Origin of the sequence: Virgibacillus pantothenticus, assembly GCF_018075365.1 — a bacterium.
GTDB lineage: Bacteria > Bacillota > Bacilli > Bacillales > Amphibacillaceae > Virgibacillus > Virgibacillus pantothenticus.
The window spans coordinates 1,839,304-1,858,313 of sequence record NZ_CP073011.1; the positions used below are offsets into that span (position 1 = coordinate 1,839,304).

15 protein-coding genes are annotated in these 19,010 nt (G+C 38.4%); 13 read left to right on the top strand and 2 right to left on the bottom strand.

Features of this window, described 5'->3' with window-relative positions; all coding sequences use genetic code 11:
• Positions 1 to 293 precede the first annotated feature (293 nt).
• Entirely contained in the window at positions 294 to 1,163 is an 870-nt protein-coding gene (locus KBP50_RS08725; protein WP_050352929.1) for a YitT family protein, read from the bottom strand.
• Between the two features lie 811 nt (positions 1,164 to 1,974).
• Between KBP50_RS08725 and KBP50_RS08730 the strand changes: the two genes are divergently transcribed.
• The 13 genes from KBP50_RS08730 to nth all read left to right on the top strand — a co-directional run bounded on the left by KBP50_RS08730 (position 1,975) and on the right by nth (position 15,525).
• A complete protein-coding gene (locus KBP50_RS08730; RefSeq protein ID WP_050352928.1) occupies positions 1,975 to 2,316 on the top strand; it encodes a nucleotide pyrophosphohydrolase in 342 nt (113 codons plus the stop codon).
• A gap of 17 nt (positions 2,317 to 2,333) precedes the next feature.
• Positions 2,334 to 3,131 carry a 4-hydroxy-tetrahydrodipicolinate reductase gene (gene dapB / locus KBP50_RS08735; RefSeq protein ID WP_050352927.1) on the top strand — a complete coding sequence of 266 codons (798 nt, stop codon included), beginning with the start codon at positions 2,334 to 2,336 and terminating at the stop codon, positions 3,129 to 3,131.
• A gap of 15 nt (positions 3,132 to 3,146) precedes the next feature.
• Positions 3,147 to 3,569 (top strand): methylglyoxal synthase, encoded by a 423-nt coding sequence (gene mgsA, locus KBP50_RS08740; protein ID WP_050352926.1) that lies wholly within the window; start codon positions 3,147 to 3,149, stop codon positions 3,567 to 3,569.
• Positions 3,566 to 4,693, top strand: coding sequence for an N-acetyl-alpha-D-glucosaminyl L-malate synthase BshA (gene bshA, locus KBP50_RS08745; protein WP_050353544.1), 1,128 nt, complete (start codon positions 3,566 to 3,568; stop codon positions 4,691 to 4,693). The genes mgsA and bshA overlap by 4 nt, the downstream gene beginning before the upstream one ends.
• A 15-nt stretch (positions 4,694 to 4,708) precedes the next feature.
• Positions 4,709 to 5,911, top strand: a complete 1,203-nt coding sequence (locus tag KBP50_RS08750) for a CCA tRNA nucleotidyltransferase (RefSeq protein ID WP_050352925.1) — start codon at positions 4,709 to 4,711, stop codon at positions 5,909 to 5,911.
• Positions 5,878 to 6,879 carry a biotin--[acetyl-CoA-carboxylase] ligase gene (locus KBP50_RS08755; RefSeq protein WP_309245739.1) on the top strand — a complete coding sequence of 334 codons (1,002 nt, stop codon included), beginning with the start codon at positions 5,878 to 5,880 and terminating at the stop codon, positions 6,877 to 6,879. Before KBP50_RS08750 ends, KBP50_RS08755 begins: the two co-directional genes overlap by 34 nt.
• A gap of 155 nt (positions 6,880 to 7,034) precedes the next feature.
• Complete coding sequence (gene dinG, locus KBP50_RS08760) at positions 7,035 to 9,830, top strand: ATP-dependent DNA helicase DinG (RefSeq protein ID WP_050352923.1); 2,796 nt, start codon at positions 7,035 to 7,037, stop codon at positions 9,828 to 9,830.
• 820 nt (positions 9,831 to 10,650) lie between these two features.
• Positions 10,651 to 10,821, top strand: a complete 171-nt coding sequence (locus tag KBP50_RS08765) for a YpmA family protein (RefSeq protein WP_076361884.1) — start codon at positions 10,651 to 10,653, stop codon at positions 10,819 to 10,821.
• Positions 10,784 to 11,317: a cell wall elongation regulator TseB-like domain-containing protein gene (locus KBP50_RS08770; protein ID WP_050352922.1), complete on the top strand. Its 534-nt coding sequence runs from the start codon at positions 10,784 to 10,786 to the stop codon at positions 11,315 to 11,317. The genes KBP50_RS08765 and KBP50_RS08770 overlap by 38 nt, the downstream gene beginning before the upstream one ends.
• A 14-nt stretch (positions 11,318 to 11,331) precedes the next feature.
• Complete coding sequence (locus KBP50_RS08775) at positions 11,332 to 12,513, top strand: pyridoxal phosphate-dependent aminotransferase (protein WP_050352921.1); 1,182 nt, start codon at positions 11,332 to 11,334, stop codon at positions 12,511 to 12,513.
• Positions 12,514 to 12,531: 18 nt separating this feature from the next.
• Positions 12,532 to 13,827 carry an asparagine--tRNA ligase gene (gene asnS / locus KBP50_RS08780; RefSeq protein WP_050352920.1) on the top strand — a complete coding sequence of 432 codons (1,296 nt, stop codon included), beginning with the start codon at positions 12,532 to 12,534 and terminating at the stop codon, positions 13,825 to 13,827.
• Between the two features lie 332 nt (positions 13,828 to 14,159).
• Positions 14,160 to 14,858: a DnaD domain-containing protein gene (locus KBP50_RS08785; protein WP_050352919.1), complete on the top strand. Its 699-nt coding sequence runs from the start codon at positions 14,160 to 14,162 to the stop codon at positions 14,856 to 14,858.
• A 4-nt stretch (positions 14,859 to 14,862) separates the two neighbouring features.
• On the top strand, positions 14,863 to 15,525 hold the full coding sequence (gene nth / locus KBP50_RS08790; RefSeq protein WP_050352918.1) for an endonuclease III: 663 nt from the start codon (positions 14,863 to 14,865) through the stop codon (positions 15,523 to 15,525).
• A 649-nt stretch (positions 15,526 to 16,174) separates the two neighbouring features.
• Here nth and KBP50_RS08795 read toward each other — a convergent pair.
• Positions 16,175 to 18,997: a PBP1A family penicillin-binding protein gene (locus tag KBP50_RS08795; protein WP_050352917.1), complete on the bottom strand. Its 2,823-nt coding sequence runs from the start codon at positions 18,995 to 18,997 to the stop codon at positions 16,175 to 16,177.
• Between the last annotated feature and the right edge of the window lie 13 nt (positions 18,998 to 19,010).

Consider the following 19,010-nt stretch of genomic DNA (forward strand, 5'->3'; position numbering starts at 1 on the left):
ACCCGGCGCAAGCGCCTCGCAACGTAATAAAATGAAATTCTCTAGTTTCATTTTCATGATGAAGAAGAGTCATTTGGTTTGTTTATCCCGAATAAAGTCCCACTTCAAAGAAAGCGGAGTTTAATAAAAAGTCGAACTGAAAGATAATGCGCCTATTCCCCATTCGATCAAGGGCCTTTAGATAAGACTCTTGCAGTACCTACTATCTGTAGGAATAGAAAAAGATACCACTGATTGAACATTCTTTTTATGTAACCTGGAGACCATTGGATTATTGCGAGGATATATTTTCGTCAACTTCGAATGGGATTTTTATTCTCATCCAGTGTGAAGCCTTCACCAGCTACGTCATGAACCGTACTAACAGCTACGAATGCGTGCGGGTCGATGGAATGAATAATATTTTTCAAGCGGACAATTTCATTTCTAGCAACTACGCAATATAATACATCGCGCTTGTTTCCAGAATAGCTACCCCTTCCTTCCAACACCGTGACGCCACGATCCATATCCTGTAAGATAGTTGCGGCAATTTTATCACTTTGGTTAGAAATGATAGTGGTTCCTTTTGCAGAATAAGCACCTTCTTGGATAAAATCAATCACTCTAGCTCCAATATAAACAGCAACCAAGGTATACATCCCCTGTTTTAAATCTAAAATGGCAAACACAGATGTTATAATAACAAAAAAGTCAAATAGGAACATGGTCTTCCCCATACTCCAACCTATGTATTTATTAGCAAGTCTGGCAATAATATCGACGCCGCCAGTTGTTCCTCCGTACCGAAAGATAATCCCTAATCCCACACCGATAAAAATACCAGCGAATAACGCTACTAACGTCATATCTGACTCTAGGTGGATTGCAAAAGGTTTGATTTGAAAAATACTTAAAAATAAAGACACAGCGGCAGTACCAATAATGCTATAGATAAACGTAGTTCTGCCTAGAAACCTCCACCCAATTAAAAACATAGGGATATTCAGTAATATGTTTGTTACAGCAGGGTCAAAGCGCCATAAAAAATATAACAGCAAAGTTATCCCGGTAAATCCACCTTCGCCTAAATTATGTTGCATATTAAAATGAACGATTCCAAAAGAAAATATTACCGCGCCTAATAGTATAAATAAGATATTTTTAATGTGTAAATGAAACAAAAAAGATTTCCCTCCTTCAATATGACAATGGTTCACAGCAATAGTCTAATCACCTCAACAATTAGCTTCTTTTAGTATATATAAATTATTCACAAAGTAAAATAGTTGTTTAATTAGGCTTAATTTATTTTATCCATTGAAGATGGTGTGAGAATATCTGTTATTGTAACCGAAATGTGCAGTTACATATGTTTACCCAATCTAAAGTTCAAAGAATGCATAAGGCTGTTTCAAAAATCGCCGCTGTGTGTACATTTTTCTTCCGCATATAAGGTACTGTAAGACTCCCGCTTTAGGTTGGATAAACTTGTACTGCAACAAGTCTAAGTGGGAGATTTCACAGCACCTAAATGCCCTATTTCGCAAGAGGCCTTTAGTTCATACCATTACCGTACTAACAATCAGTAGAGGATGAATGAAAACCTCCACTGATGGATGATTCACTTTTTTTAGCAGGTCCAAGTGAATAAAATGGCTTCCATTATCATATGAGAAGCTAAAACAGGTAACGATAAAGCTGGTCAAATTTATGAACTTTAGTAAAAAATTTGTGAACTTCGAGCCATTTTTGTGAGCTTCGGCGATTACTCTTGAACTTCCAATACATTTACATTTAACGTATAATAAACACATATTACTAGTAAAGAAACCATAGTGAAAAAATGAAATGTATAGCAGGCGAAGCAATTTGTCCAATTTGAATAACAAGACAGCACAAACGGAGAAGCTCTACGAAATAAATCATTTGTCAAAAGGCTATGGATTCGCTAACATGAAAGTATTGATATAGATGAGGAAAAGGAAGAGATTGATGACAAATCCAATATATACGACACAAGAAATTCAGGAACGAGTAGATCGCTATATCGGGCAATTTAAAGAAGGATATTTTTCTCCTTTAAGCTTAATGGCCCGTTTAACGGAAGAAACTGGTGAATTAGCTAGAGAAGTTAATCATTATTATGGTGAAAAGCCTAAAAAGGAAACGGAAAAAGAAAAAACAATGGAAGAAGAACTTGGCGATATTATTTTTGTCCTCACATGCTTTGCTAATTCATTGGATATTGATTTATCCGATGCTTTTCATACAGCAATTACTAAAATTGAAACGAGAGACAAGAATCGCTGGACAAAAAAAGATCCATCTACATAAAAAGAGGAGAGTAATGTATGACAATTAATATTGTAATTGCTGGCCCCAGAGGAAAAATGGGCTCTGAAGCAGTAAAAATGGTAATGAATGAGCCGGATTTCCGCTTGGTCGCCTGCATTGATCATAAAAATAATGGTAAAACATTAGACACTATTCTTCCAGAAGTGGACCGTGCAATTCCGATCTATGAGGACGCTCAGGCATGCTTTCAAAACCATAAAAACACAGATGTCCTTATTGAATTATCAGTGCCTGCAGCAGGCTATAAGCATACAAAAACAGCCCTTGAGCATAAAGTTCGCCCTGTAGTAGGTACGACAGGATTTACGGAAACGCAGTTAAAAGAAGTAGATGCGTTTGCACAACAACAAAATGTTGGATGTATGATTATCCCCAATTTTGCAGTTGGAGCAGTATTAATGATGAAATTTGCTAAAATGGCGGCTACTTACTTCCCAGATGTAGATATTATTGAAAAGCACCATGATCAAAAATTAGATGCCCCTTCTGGAACAGCTATTAAAACTGCGGAACTAATTAGAGAAAACCGTCAATCGAAAAAACAAGGTCATCCAGAAGAGAAAGAGACTATCCCCGGAGCAAGAGGTGCTGATCTAGATGGCATCAAGCTTCATAGCGTTCGCCTTCCAGGCTTAGTTGCACATCAGGAGGTTATTTTTGGCAGCCCTGGACAAACCTTAACCATTAAACATGATTCCATGAACCGGGCTTCCTTTATGGACGGAATTAAACTCTGTGTCAATAGAGTAATGGAAATAAAAGGTTTAATATACGGGTTAGAAACAATTTTATAAAAGTGGGGGAATTCGATGAATATTGCTTTAATTGCTCATGATAAAAAGAAGCAAGATATGGTTAATTTTACAACGGCTTATCAATATATTTTAAAAGATCATGATTTATATGCTACAGGAACAACAGGAAGTAGGATTCGTGAAGCAACAGGTCTTGACGTTCATTTATTCCAATCAGGTCCGTTAGGTGGCGACCAGCAAATTGGGGCCATGATTGCAAATGATGAAATGGATATGGTGATTTTTTTTCGCGATCCATTAACTGCCCAACCTCATGAACCTGATATTAGTGCTTTAATGCGTCTGTGTGACGTTTATCATATACCGCTCGCAACCAATATTGCTGCCTCGGAAATTTTTATTCGCGGACTAGAAAAAGGGGATTTTCAATGGCGGGAAATTGTCAAACTGAAGAAGGAACAGGAAAAGCAAGCATGAAAAAAATTGGAATTACCTGCTATCCTAGTGTAGGCGGATCAGGAGTTATTGCAACCGAACTCGGAATGTTACTTGCTGAAAGAGGCAATGAAGTTCACTTTATAACTTCTAGCTTGCCGTTTCGGTTAAATCATATTCATCCAAGAATTTTTTTTCATGAAGTTGAGTTAAGTCATTATCCCGTGTTTCAATACCCACCATATGATCTTGCATTAGCTGCAAAAATGGCTGAGGTGATTAACCGAGAAAAATTGGACATATTACATGTCCACTACGCTATGCCACATGCCATCAGTGCCCTATTAGCAAGAGACATTGCAGATCATAAGGTGAAGATTGTGACAACGTTGCATGGAACAGATATTACTGTGTTAGCAATTGATGATATTTTTAAAAATATGATTACACATGCTATTCATCAATCAGATGCAGTGACAGCGGTATCGAACCATTTAGCAGCTCATACGAAACAGATGCTAAACGTAAAGCAAAATATACATGTTATCTATAACTTTGTTAATGAACAGGAGTATTATCCAAAACCATTATTATCGATTAAAGAGCAATATGGGATTAAACCGACAGAAAAAGTTATCGCTCATATTTCTAATTTTCGCAAGGTAAAGCGGCTCCCAGATATAATTCGTACGTTTGATCTTATTCATAAGCAAACAGATAGTAAGTTATTGCTTATCGGGGATGGCCCAGAATGCGGTACCGCCATGGAGCTAGTACAAGATTTAGGAATCGAGCAAAACGTGTTATTTTTAGGCAAACAAAAAAACGTTAATGATTTATTGCGAATTAGCGATTTAAAATTATTGCTATCAGAAAAAGAAAGTTTTGGTCTTGTCTTATTGGAAGCAATGGCATGTGGCGTCCCGTGTATCGGCACAAACGTTGGTGGGATACCAGAAGTAATTGACCATGAAAAGACAGGGTTTCTTGTTGATTTAGCAGCGATTGAGCAAGCTGCTTCGTATGCTATTCAATTATTGACAGATCGTGAGTTATGGAAAAGCTTTTCCAACCACGCTATAAAAAGGGTGAAGGATCATTTTCACTCGACTCATATTGTAGAGCAATACGAGCAATTATATGATCAGTTGCTTTCTACCCCATAGAGATTGGTGATAAACGTGTTAGCAAAACCTTTTCGTAAAGCACAACCGATATTGGAAAAAATCGCAGCTCATGGATATAGCGTCTATTTTGTAGGAGGCTGCGTGAGAGACTTTTTGCTTCATCGTCCCATTGGTGATATAGATATTGCAACATCGGCAAAACCAGATGCATTACAGAATATGTTTCCTGCGGTCATTCCAGTAGGGATTGAACATGGAACGGTAATCATTCGCCATGAAGGTGAATCATATGAAGTAACTACCTTTCGGGTTGATGGAACCTACTCTGATCAACGCCATCCAGACGCCGTGACCTATGTCCAGAGTATTGACAAGGATTTAGAAAGAAGAGATTTTACCATTAACGCTCTTGCTATGGATCTAGAAGGGAATATCATTGATCTGTTTAATGGAAGACATGACTTAAATCATCGGGTGATTAAAACAGTAGGAAATGGCGAGGAACGGTTTAGGGAAGATCCGTTACGAATCATTCGGGCACTCCGCTTTAGCAGTCAACTTGGGTTCACCATTCATCCCACTACTATTGAACATATTCTAAAAGTGAAGCATGAAATGAAAGGGCTGGCGGTGGAACGGATAACGAAAGAGTTTGCGAAATTATTTGCTGGAGACTTTGTTCAACAAGGGTTAGCTTATGTAGTTGATTTGAATATTTATCAGCACTTACCTGTATTTGAAAAAGCTCCGTCTTTAATTCAACAGTTACCCAAAAAGATTCAGCCTTTGCCTTACTTTCACGAAGTGCTTGTCCTATTTCACTTTCTAGATCGAACGATTGCCCTATCGACATGGGTAAAAGCTTGGAAATGCTCCAATAAGCATAAAAATGCTGCTTCTGTTCTTATCAGGCAGCTGGATGAATTACAAACAAACGGCTTAACACCTTGGCTCGTCTATCAATTGCCAGAATCGCTATATAATGGTTTTATTAGGCTGGTAAATTGCTTATGTTCCGAACAAGATATTTCTTTAGAACAGTTAGTACAAATCGAGCAAACACTACCGATTCAATCAAGAACGGATATGCAAATGAACGGAAGAGACATTGTTGCTTTATTTCCTCGTTATAAAAAAGGTCCCTGGATTGAGCAACTGCTCCATAGACTTGAGCAACAAATTGTAGCAGGTCAGTTACCTAATGATTATTACACGATAAAGGAATGGATAAGATGCAATCCACCCGCAATCAATTAATTCAATTACTTGCAAAAAATAAGGAAGATTATATATCTGGACAAGCGCTATCTGAGGAATTAAATATTTCTCGAAGTGCTATTTGGAAGCATATGAAGGAATTGGAGAAAGACGGATATGAAATAGAAGCAAAATCTAAGCGAGGTTATCGAATTGTCAGTTATCCGGAAAAGATATCTGAAAACACCGTCCGCTGGGGATTAGAAACGAAGTGGCTTGGTAAAAATGTCATTCACCGTGAAGTGACCAGTTCCACACAAATTATTGCGCACAATGCTGCTAAGGAACATAAAGGACATGGAACGATTGTTATTGCTGATGAACAGACTTCAGGCAGAGGTAGAATGAACCGGGATTGGCATTCAAAAAAAGGCGATGGTATGTGGATGAGTATGATCTTACAACCGTCTTTGCCTCCTTATCTCGCGCCACAGTTAACGTTATTAACAGCTGTAGCGCTAGCTGAAACCATTGAAGAGCTTACAGGGTTAACACCAAGCATTAAATGGCCGAACGATATCCTGTTTGACAATGAGAAAAAATGTGCAGGGATCTTAACGGAGTTGCAAGCGGAACAAGATCAAATCCAATATGTTATTATTGGTGTCGGTTTAAATATTAATCAGGAAAGTAAAGATTGGCCGGAGGAAGTACAACAAAGAGCAACTTCCTTACAAATCGAAACCGGAAAACAATGGTCGATCAAGCAAATTATGCAACATTTTTTAAAGCATTTTGAGATCCTTTATGATACGTATATGCAACAAGGCTTTTTAGCTGTTAAAACAAAGTGGGAAGCTTATGGGTTTAAAATGGGGGAGCGTATAACGATCCGCCAATTAGACCGACATCGCCAAGCTGTTTTTTATGGATTGGCTGATGATGGTGCACTATTAATAAAAAATGACAATGGAAGTGTAGAACGATTATATTCTGGAGAAATTGACTGGTTCCATAAAGCAGATTGAAATGAAGAATAGCCTCCTTACTAATAAAGTAAAACATTTTAAAGGGTGTGTTTCAGCAACAAAGAAAAAAACCCAAGAAATCAGATGTATATTTCGGAAGTACTTTTTGAGTAATGTCTTAAAGTTTTTAGTTTTTGAAGAAGGGAGGGGCTAACATGCAACGATATGTTGTGATCGACCTAGAGACGACTGGAAATGCTCCAGCCAAAACAGATAAAATTATCGAAGTAGGCATTGTTGTTATTGAACAAGATACGATTGTAGACAGCTATTCCACCTTACTGCATCCTAACAAAGAAATTCCTCCCTTTATCACAAATTTAACAGGTATTTCTGATGACGATGTTATGGATGCACCATCATTTGAAGAGATTGCTGATGAGATTTCGGCGTTGTTCGCAGATAGTTATTTGATCGCACATAATGTTCCATTTGATCTAGGGTTTTTAAATGAAGAATTAGCTAATAGTAATCGAATAAAACTAACCAATCCAGTACTCGATACGGTCGAATTAGCAAGAATTTTATTTCCTAGTGCACCGAGCTTTAAGTTGAATCAGCTAACAGAATATTTACAAATTCAACATGACCAACCACATCGCGCACTTTCAGATGCGTTTGTTACGGCAAAATTATTTTTAAAGCTGAAAGAAAAACTTGCCTCGTTACCATATGAAACAATTGATCAATTATTACAAGTGGAAAAATGGTTACAATCAGATGCATATGAGTTGTTCGCTTATTATAGGGAGCAAAATTTATTTGCAGAGGAAAACCATGAAATTGCTACATATCAAGGGCTTGCTTATCGACGTATAAATATTGGTGAACTAGATAGTTGCACTATAAACCTTTCTTTTGGCGATTATTTAGATTCCATTTACGAAGCAAATGGTAGTTTGGAAAAAGCAATGCAAAAGTATGAAAAACGTGCTGGACAGCGAGAGATGTCCGAAATTATTTTTGATGCTTTTCAAATGAAGCAACACGCTTTAATTGAAGCAGAAACAGGAACTGGAAAGTCGCTTGCCTATCTTATTCCAGCCATATATGATGCAGTTTGTAAAGATAAGCGTGTTGTCATTAGTACATACACAACACAATTACAATCCCAACTACTGGAAGCAGAAATTCCGTTAATTCGTCAGTTGATCCCTTTTTCCTTTCATGTTGCACTTCTAAAAGGGAAAGCACATTACATTAGTCTGGAAAAATTGCAGCAGGAGTTATTGGAGCCTCAACAAAGCAACTACGACATTGCTTTAACCATTGCCATGATTTTAGTTTGGTTAACGGAGACAGAGACAGGCGATATTGATGAAATCCAGCTACCTTCTAGTGGCTATTGGTTTTTCCGTCGGATTTCTGCAGACATGGAAGAAGGCGTTGATCCGTCCTCGCCTTGGTTTTTCAGATCACATTATCAGCACGCAAAAAGACGGGCACAGCAAGCACATATTGTCATCACAAATCATGCATTATTATGTACAGATATGTTTCATCCTTCTGTGCTTTTACCTGTTTATGATCGGGCAATTATTGACGAGGCCCATCATTTTGAGGCTACGGTTTCGAAGCATTATGGCTTAAAACTGGATTATATGCATATGCATTTTACATTGAACCAATTAGGGAGAACAGACGAGCAGAAACTTATCCATACTGTTTTGTCTCATTACACATCTGGTCTTTCTCAGAAGACGAAAACTACATGGGATACACTGATTGATGATGCTCGCTATGAAACCGATGATCTGTTTCGTTACTTGTTCCAATATGTTGTTGATCAGCGTAAACGGGATAAATCATATAGCGATATTGGTAGAACGCAATATCGTTTTGAACAGACAAAGGAAGATCCAAAAAAGTGGGCTGTCATTAAAGAAATGGTTGCCAGGTTAATCTTCTATTTACGAGATTTAATTCACGGTTTAACGATGATCGAAGCAGATTTGCAACAAGAACAATTTCTTCATGAGGATAAAGAGAAACTTCTTGCCGGAACAGAACGACTGCAAACATTTATTGACCAATTGGAACAACTTTTTCTTGTCGATAACAGTATGCAGGAAGTAAAATGGATGGAGATAGAGACGTATGGAGCTAAGAACGCTGTTTACTTATATAGTGAACCAACAGATGTAGCTGATTTATTAATGGACGGTTTTTTTTCTGTTAAAGAGAGTGTTATTTTAACAAGCGCTACGTTAACGATGGAGCATTCATTTCGGTTCATTATGGACAGATTAGGTTTACAGCATGAACAGACAATAACCAAGCAGATTGCCTCGCCGTTTTCTTATGCTGATCAAGTACAATTAATGGTACCAAATGATTTCCCTAATATAAAATTTGGTCAGACAGATGATTTTATCTATGCAACCTGTGATGCTATCTTATCGTTAGCGGCAATTACAAACGGGCGGATGCTTGTATTATTTACATCGTATGATATGCTACGACGTTCGCATTCCTTATTAAAAGAACTAATGGAAAATGATACGTATGCACTCATTGCACAGGGGATTTCAAGTGGAAGTAGAGAGCGTTTAAAGAAAAATTTCCAGACATTTGATCAAGCCATCCTTTTGGGTACAAGTTCATTTTGGGAAGGTGTGGACATCCCGGGCGAAGATCTATCATGCCTTGTAATTGTTCGTCTCCCATTTCAGCCTCCTGATCATCCTGTCCTTGAAGCAAAATCAAATTTTTTAAAGGAACAAGGGAAGAATCCATTTATGGAATATTCATTACCTAACGCTGTTATTCGTTTCAAACAAGGTTTCGGCAGATTAATTCGTTCCAGTAGTGATCGAGGTATTGTGTTTATTTGTGACTCACGAATTGTAACAGCAAGGTATGGGAAATATTTTGTCCGATCTATTCCTGAGGTACCGTTATTATTTGATACGACGCATAATTTAATGGAAAAAGCTGAAAAATGGTTTTGATAAGGAAAATATGGACAGTTTGAACAAAGGCGCGGGGCGCCCGTTTAGCAACGTAGCGAATGGAACGAATCAACTAAAGATAAAGGAATCATGCCACTAAAAAAACAGGGGTATGCCGACGCCTGAGCGGCAAGCCCGTTTTTAGTCGGCCTTCCTCTTTATGACGAACCGATGATGCCTTATCGTAGGGCGCATTTCTGAAGTCGCATCGTTGCTGGACTCATGCGCCGGACGTGGCTATTCGTTTATTTCGTTAACCACAAGCACCTCATTTTATACTTTTGTATGAAAAAAACGCTATTTACCATTATGTAACTTATTTATTTTAGGTAGTATTTCAAAAAAATCTAAACATTATAAAGCAAAATTTTTCATCATAGATGGTGGCTCGCGCTCTAGGCGAGCCATGGTGGTTTCTTATCTTTTTAAAAAAACTGATGCTATAAAACAGCATCAGTTACGAGTGAAGTGGTGTGGGTTTGATAAATATTTGCTGAAATAAATAAAAAACAAAACACATTTGCTCAGAAGCTTGTTATACTATAATTATGCTTAAGTTATTGTTATTTATCTTCAGCATATATGTAGTATTTACGGTAATGGACATGTTATGTCTAACAGAAGTTGATAAAACAAGAAACTTTATCCCACATGTAAGGTGTCGTATAACTCCCACTTAAATAGTTAAAGGTACTGTAGAACGGGCCTAAGTGGGGGATAACGGTACCTAAATGTCCGATTCAGTCATACTCTTGCTGTACTAATATTCAGCAGGAACACCTACTAAATGAAGTTTCACTTTATCATAGGAGGGCAAAAAATGGAAAATGAATTAACGACATTGGCTACGGTCCAGCTCTGTTATTCTTCCGAGTTGTATAAAATTGTCGATCTGTGTAACAAAACATTAAAAGAACAAAACCTAATATTTGGTTTAGCATTGGATGATAAAGATGAAGAACAAGCAATCTTTACTATTTACCGGTCCTAAGTGGATAAGGTGGACTGTTTTTATCAGCTTCCTTTTGTTCGTTTCTTGCAGTATCTATTTGATTTTCTTATATAATGATTTGCTGGATAGTAAAACAGCAGGATATGAAGAAACAAAGCAACAGCTATTAAAAGCTGAATCGTTAACCGAGATTGACAAAGTAGAGACATTTTATGGCAAAGAAGCTTACCATGTTGTATATGGAAAAGATGAAGATGGACAAAATAAGCTTATCTTTTATCCATTAAAAGGGAAAGAAAAAAAGCTCATAACGGTAGATCAATCCGAAATTTTGAGTAAATCAGAAATTAAGAATACCTGGAAACAGGAATGCGATCAATGCGAATTAGTACGAATTACTCCTGCACTGGTGGATGGAAACGAGTTATGGGAACTTACTTATGTCGATTCCTCCAAGCGATATGTTTTCGATTATCTGGATATGTATGACGGTTCACGATATGAACAATTGCGTTTCAAAAGTATGTTTAAATAGAAGGGTGATATGAAGTGGAATTAGCAAACAGGGTAAAGACATTAACACCATCGTCAACACTAGCCATTACAGCAAAAGCAAAAGAATTAAAGCAACAAGGACATGATGTGATCGCTTTAGGAGCAGGGGAGCCGGACTTTAATACGCCAGAACCGATTCTACGTGCTGCAGAAAAGGCGATGAACCAAGGGATGACAAAATATACACCGTCCGGAGGGATCGTTGAATTAAAACAAGCGATCGTAGATAAATTTAAAACCGATAATCTGCTTGATTATACGAACGATCAAATCATTGTTACAACAGGTGCAAAGCACGCATTATATACGCTATTTCAAGTTTTATTAAACGAAGACGATGAGGTGATTATCCCTACCCCTTATTGGGTTAGTTATCCTGAGCAAGTAAAGCTTGCTGGTGGAACTCCTGTTTTTGTTCCTGCAAAGGAGGAAAATGATTTTAAACTAACACCTCAAGAGCTAGAAGCAGCGATTACAGAAAAGACGAAAGCGATTATTATTAATTCACCTAGTAACCCTACTGGCATGATGTATAATAAGACAGAACTGAAACAATTAGGAGATATTTGTGTAAAGCACGATGTGTTGATTGTATCAGATGAGATTTATGAAAAATTGATTTATTCTGGAGAGGATCACGTATCCATAGCTCAATTATCACCAGAATTAAAAGCACAAACGATCATTATTAACGGTGTTTCTAAATCTCATTCCATGACCGGATGGAGAATTGGCTATGCTGCTGGTCCAGTTGAAATTATTAAAGCAATGACAAGTCTGGCTTCACATTCAACCTCGAACCCGACTTCCATTGCTCAGTATGCTGCATTAGCTGCGTATCAAATGGATGGGTCGTTTAATGAGGAAATGAAGGGCGTCTTTTCAGAGCGCTTGGAAAAATTATACCAACTTTTAAATGACTTACCAGGTGTTACCTGCCTTAAACCAGAGGGAGCCTTTTATTTATTCCCGAACGTGAAAGAAGCTGTACATAATAATGGTTTTGCAAATGTAGATGATTGGGCAAAGGCATTATTGGAAGAAGAAAAAGTAGCCCTTATTCCGGGATCTGGATTTGGAGCACCAAATAATGTACGTTTATCCTACGCTACATCCATGGAAGCACTTGAAGAAGCAGCAAAACGAATCAAACAATTTATTTTAAAGCACCAATAGGTTTAGGAGGAATTTCTTTTGAAAACAACGACAATATCACAAGCGCCAAACTATCATGAACAAACTGTAAAAATCGGCGCTTGGCTGACAAATAAACGTTCAAGCGGAAAAATCGCTTTTTTGCAACTGCGTGATGGAACAGGATTTATTCAAGGTGTGGTTGTAAAAAATGATGTGAGTGAAGAAACATTCCAATTAGCAAAAAATATAACCCAAGAATCATCGATGTATATCACTGGAAAAATCGTTGAAGATGCACGCTCGCCTTTTGGTTATGAGCTGCAAGTAAGTGACATCGAATTAATTCATGAAGCACATGATTACCCAATTACGCCAAAGGAGCATGGGACGGAATTTTTAATGGATCACCGCCATTTATGGTTACGATCTAAACGTCAGCATGCAGTGATGAAAATAAGAAATGAAATCATTCGTGCAACATATCAATTTTTTAACGACAACGGCTATGTTAAAATTGATCCACCAATTTTAACCGGGTCATCAGCAGAAGGAACGACAGAATTATTCCATACAAAGTATTTCGATGAAGAAGCTTATTTATCTCAAAGTGGACAATTGTATATGGAAGCAGCAGCAATGGCTTTTGGAAAAGTGTTTTCTTTCGGACCAACATTTCGTGCAGAAAAATCGAAAACAAGAAGACATTTAATCGAATTTTGGATGATTGAACCCGAAATGGCTTTTGTAGAGCACGAGGAAAGCCTTGAAATCCAGGAAAATTACGTAAGCTTTGTTGTGCAAAGTGTACTAAAAAATTGCAAACTGGAATTACAAGCATTAGACCGAGATATCTCCAGTTTGGAAAAAGTACAAGCACCATTTCCTCGGATAACCTATGATGAAGCAATTGAGTTATTAAAAGAAAAAGGCTTTACAGACATAGAATGGGGAGAAGATTTTGGGGCTCCACATGAGACAGCAATTGCTGAGAGCTTTGACAAGCCGGTATTTATCACTAACTATCCGACAGGGATTAAAGCATTCTATATGAAGCCACACCCAGAAAGAGAAGATGTTGTGCTATGCGCAGATCTAATCGCGCCTGAAGGGTATGGAGAAATAATTGGTGGCTCACAGCGAATTGATGACTTGGAGCTGATGGAACAACGGTATGAAGAACATGGCTTGACTGGTGAAGCATACCAATGGTATTTGGAACTAAGAAAATACGGTAGTGTGCCGCATTCAGGTTTTGGTCTAGGTCTGGAAAGAACCGTAGCCTGGATCGCTGGGGTCGATCATGTTCGTGAAACCATCCCATTCCCACGTCTATTAAATCGTCTCTATCCGTAATAATGGTTGAAGTGAGCAGCTGATTCAATTGGATCGTATGCATGCTCTCATCTAAACTAGAAGAATCCATCCCTTGCTAGCTTAAGCAAGGGATTCATTTATCCCGCATATAAAGTGCTGTAAGCCTCCCACTTCAGGTGTGGATAATCTTGTAATGCAAACAAAGTTTAAGCGGGAGATAACAGCGCCTAAATGCCTTATTTCGTAAGATACCATTACGGTACTAACAAGCCGTGGGGGATGAGTGAACCCCACACTGATTAAAGATTCACTTTATCCATTTAAAAATAAAGAAAGTTTACTTTCTAAACGACGACAAGGAGGTGTTCATGATGCATAAGCAATCATTTTCCATACAGCAGCTTTTATTAAAGCAAATACAAATCCCGAACGAACTATTAACCTCCTATGTGTCATTAGGACTGAATGAAAAAGAAGTTATGCTGTTATTACAGTTACAACGATTTATTCAGGAAGGAATTGATTTTCCTACCCCGGATCAATTGTCTGCGTATGTAACGATGAAGGAGCAAGAATGTGCATTGTTATTACGGGGTCTTGTACAAAAAGGAATGCTTACCATTGTGCAGCAGGAGGAGCAAGGAGGCAAGCTAACCGAAGCATATTGTTTAAATGCTTTATGGGATAAGTTGTTTCAGCCTGAAGAGAATACCCAGCAGAATCCAGAAACATCGGAAGGGACGATCTTTATCTTATTTGAGCAAGAATTTGGACGGCCATTATCACCATTTGAAATTGAAACCATCAATGCGTGGCTTGACCAAGATTGCATTGCACCAGCTTTAATAAAAGCAGCCTTACGTGAGTCTGTCTTAATGGGAAAACTTAACTTTAAATATATTGATCGTATATTGCGGGAATGGAAGAAAAAAGGCATCCATACGGTGGAACAAGCAAGAATCTCTAGTAAACAATTTCATGCCCGACAAAATACTTCCGGTTCGTCTGGACCTCCAGAAAAACCCCGGGATACGTCTTTTTATTATAATTGGTTAGAGGGGGAGGATTAGTCAAATGCTGACCAAAAAGCAAATCCGCTTTTGCTTGGATGAAATGAAAAAAATGTTTCCTAACGCACAATGTGAGTTAACTCATGAAAACTCATTTGAGCTGGTCATTGCTGTATTACTATCTGCACAATGCACAGATAACTTAGTTAATAAAGTAACGAGTACGTTATTTCAAAAATACAAAACACCTGAAGATTACTTAGCCGTACCGTTAGAAGAGCTTCAGGAAGATATTAAATCAATTGGATTGTACCGAAATAAGGCAAAAAATATTCGCAAGCTTTGCTCCATGCTTATAGAAGATTATGGTGGTGTCGTCCCACAGTCAAAAACAGAACTGATGAAGCTTGCTGGAGTAGGCAGAAAGACAGCTAATGTAGTTGCATCTGTCGCCTTTGGCGAACCTGCAATTGCAGTTGATACACATGTGGAGCGCGTTGCCAAACGCCTAGGTATTTGCAGATGGAAGGATTCGGTAACTGAAGTAGAAGAAACATTAATGCGAAAAGTTCCCAAAGAGGAGTGGAGTGATACACATCATCGCATGATTTTTTTTGGTCGCTATCATTGTAAAGCGAGAAATCCAAACTGTCCTGAATGCCCGCTATTAGAATTGTGCCGAGAAGGGAAAAAGCGAATGAAAAAAACAAAACAGGTAAACGTATAGTGAACTGCTCCCCCGGGTAGAACAGATTTTATTTATAATCTGTTCTACCCGGGGGAGCTTTCTGTGTCCAATCAGTTTTGTTCTAGTCATTTAAAATATGAAGTGTTAATGGCGTACCATTGTAGAGTTATGTTCCACGTATGGTATTTCTAAAAGGTCCTTATATGAATAGATAGAGACATATGCAGTCGATCTAGCTACAGTCACTCTGAAACAGTAGGAAGATTCATTAATCCATAGTGTTCGTGGTTTTCAAATACTTCACATGGATTTAGACGAAGCAGAAATGGCATAGCGTATGTCTTAAGTTGATAAATGTATGGATAATGGACCCATGGAATCTTTTTGAGAACACCCAAAGCGAAATATATTATTTACGTAAGTATGAGACATTTGAGGAGCTATCTAATGCGATGGATGAGTCATATATTTTTAAGATATCAAAAACGATTAAACGGCCTCAGCTCTATAGAATATAGAACTAAAGCCGTTTAAATCATTTTTATTATTTCCACTATCTACTCGACAGGGGGCAGTTCAAATTGCGTTTACCTCTTTTTTAAAAAAATTTATTAGCAATTACGCCTAAACAAGGCAAGTCTGTTACGTTCATGCGGATTATGATAGGGTTCCTATCTTTCGATTGGGTTTAGCCTTCCTCACCTGGAGGGGTTTCACTATTTCCGTTTCCTTCTCCGCCTTCATCTGGTTCCGGTTCTTGTTCCTCTTCTGGTGGACGACCTTCACTGCCATCTTGGTCTACATTACCATCCTCGTTACCAGATCCATTATCTCCATCACCATTACCATTTCCATTTCCATTTCCACTTCCATCCTCACCGTCATCAGCTGGTGGTTCTGTCTGCTCAGCTGGTACGGTTACTGATGTTTGTTGAGCAGGACCACGTACACCTTCATTTTCGCCTTCTTTTCCAATTGGTGTAACGGAAATCGTATACGTTTCCCCAGGTTTTGCACCACTTACTTCTAAGCCATTTGATTCTACCGTTTGTGACTGTCCGTTAACGGATACTTCAAAGCTAGCTGGTGGACCATTATAATTCCAGCTGACATCAATTATAGCATTTGCATCATTGTAGGTAGCTGTCAGTCCTACTACTCCCGGTAATTCATCAGGCTCATCTTCTCCGGTCGAGACGGTAGTCGTTTTTGGTTCACTCTTAGAACCATCATCTTCATTGCTAACTGCTACGACTTGAATGGTATATTTAGCGTTCGGCTCGACTTGGGAAATTTTCATCGACGTATCTTCCGTTGTCGACAACGCCTGCATCGCGCCACCATCGATTTGCGCACTAATTTCAAAGGACACATCTGCATCAGAATCGTAATTCCACGAAACATCAATAGAATTACTGTCTTCATTAAAGCTTGCTGTTAGTCCGCTAACTGGGTCTAGTTGATCAAACACCTCCGAAGTTTCTTTCGGTTCTGTTCCTTTTACAAATAGTTCAGTAATAATCTTGTCAGCGGGTGTGTGTGCACTTGGCTTGGCAGGAGGATTTGAGCCTTTTTCCACTTCTGCTTCGACTACAGAATCAGGTTTAACGAAATCTTTTGTTTCAATATCCTTCGATAATTCCGTCATGGTACTTTTAAACATTTCAAGTGGAATTTGCGTATTTCCATCAGGAATTGGTTCTCGTTTACCTTCCTCATCCTGATAGCCTCCTACCCATGCAGAGATGGTATAATTCGTCGTATAGCCACTAAACCAGGCATCAGGACTTCCTTCTCGCTCTGGTAAGCTCGTTGTTCCCGTTTTACCAGCTACCGGAAGACCCGGAATATTCGCGGTTTTACCTGTTCCCTCAGTCACAACTGTTTTCATCATATCTGTCATCATATATGCCGTATAATCTGACATAGCAGGTTTAGCTTTCGGCGTTAATTCAACCGTTTTTCCATCTGGAAATTCAACTTTAGTCACAGAATACGGTTCATTATATAACCCTTCATTTCCAAAAGCTCGGAATGCTCCAGCTAACTGTAAAGGGGTCACTTCTGTTTTGGTCCCGCCAATAGCATCTCCAATAAGAATTTTATTATCTGCAAACTTAATGCCCAAACCTTCTGCGAACTCTTTTGCTTTATCATATCCAACTTCTTCTAGGACTTTCACAGCTGGTACGTTTAAAGATTGGTTAAGCGCATGACGTGCAGTCATCCAGCCTGCGTATTGACGATTCCAGTTTCTAATCGTTTTATTCGTACCAGGGATTGGATAAGGTTTGTCGTCATTAATCTGATGATATGTGGATATCTTATTATATTCAATCGCTGGTCCATAAGAGATAATCGGTTTGAATGTTGAGCCAGCTTGGGTTGTATTTTGAATCGCGTAATTTAATTCTTTTTTTCCTTCACTATTTCTTCTTCCGCCAATGGCACGAATAGCACCGGTTTTTGTATCAAGTACTGTCATGGCTGCTTGCATCTCATCATCCGGATAGCTAATCGGGTTAGCATCGCTATCAGTTAATAACGATTCCACATGCTTTTGAGCACTTTGGTCAATTGTCGTATGGATCTTTAACCCATCTGTATAAATGTCTGCACCATTTACTTTTTCTTTGACTTCTTTTTCTACCTGTTGGAGAAACCCTTCATAAGGTGTTGTTTCTGGTTTCTTTTCCACTAATAAAGAAGGAATATCAACATTTCTGGCTTCTTCGGCTTCCTTTTCAGAGATTTTACCATGACGTACCATCAGCGTAAGTACGGTATCCATTCGTTCTTTCGTTAATTCCGGATTTTTAAATGGATTGTAAGCTGTTGGACGTTGCGGAAGACCAGCTAATATCGCTGCTTCAGGTAATGTTAAATCATTCAAATCCTCTTTGCCGAAATATGTTTCAGCGGCTGCAGCTACACCATATGCGTTGCTACCGTAAAAAATCTTGTTCAAATACATTTCCATAATTTCTTCTTTAGAATAGTCTCTTTCCAATTGGAGAGCCAACCATTGCTCCTGAACTTTTAAGCTTATCTTTTTCTCTGCGGATAGAAAGGATTTTTCCACTACTTGCTGTGTGATCGTACTGGCGCCTTCTGAGCCAAATCCGTTTTTAATATTGGCAATGATTGCACCACCAATCCTTCTTAAGTCAATACCTGAATGCTCAAAAAATCTCGCATCTTCTGTTGCGGTAACGGCGTCAATTAATACTTGTGGTAAGTCATCATAGCTGATTTTCGTTCGGTTTTTCTCACCTAAAACCGCAAAAGCTTTGCCGTCTTTATCTAGAAATTCCGAAGCAAGCGGATCAGATAGCTTTGATTCATCTAAATCTGGAGCTGTAGCTATCCAATAGGCAGCAGTAGCACCAGCACCAAGCCCCATAACGATAAATATGATGACAATTGAGAGTAGTATTTTTTTCCATAAGGGTTTTTTCTTTGCTTTCTTTTGTTTTCTTCTCGCTGTACGAGATTGGCTATTATTTGCCATGCTTCATTCCTCC